The organism is Dietzia sp. IBK-p2-15D (assembly GCF_057773105.1).
This window is the reverse complement of sequence record NZ_JBYMTK010000083.1, coordinates 1-460: the sequence shown is the minus strand read 5'-3', so window position 1 is coordinate 460 and position 460 is coordinate 1. Positions and strand designations below refer to the sequence as shown.

At 66.5% G+C, this 460-nt stretch carries 1 protein-coding gene; it reads right to left on the bottom strand.

Translation table 11 applies throughout. The features are described 5' to 3' along the window. A partial coding sequence (locus AC3DEV_RS16970) for a phage major capsid protein (protein WP_488372866.1) occupies positions 1 to 460 on the bottom strand: 460 nt, incomplete at both ends.

Sequence of the window (460 nt, the reverse complement as noted above, 5' to 3'; positions counted from 1 at the left end):
CGTCGAAGTCGGCGTCCGCCGATTCCACCGTCGGCGTCATGTTCCCGTTCAGGAACGAGACCACCATCGAGGCCATGTAGGCGGGGTTGTTCAGCAGGTACCAAGCCGTGGTCGAGTACCCGGTGTACGCCGAGTCGCTCAGCTGCCACGCGACCACCGGCCGGTACTTGTTCTGGTAGATGTTCGCGTCCGAGTTCTTCACCGACCCCAGGTTCTGGTTCCGGTAAATGACCTCGGCATTGCCTTCGAGTTCCGGCGGCACGAGCAGGATTTCCGGCCGCCCGCCGGGGGCCGACCCGACCGGGTTTTGCGTGTCGGCGTTCACGGCCTTCGTGCCGTCCGCGGCCGGCGACCGCATCTTGCGGAAGGCCAGCACCCCGGCCCCGATGCCGACGCCGTCGGTCCCCAGGTTCGTCGTGGACCCGGTGATGTAGTTGGTCCGGCCGCTCGTGAAGAACGC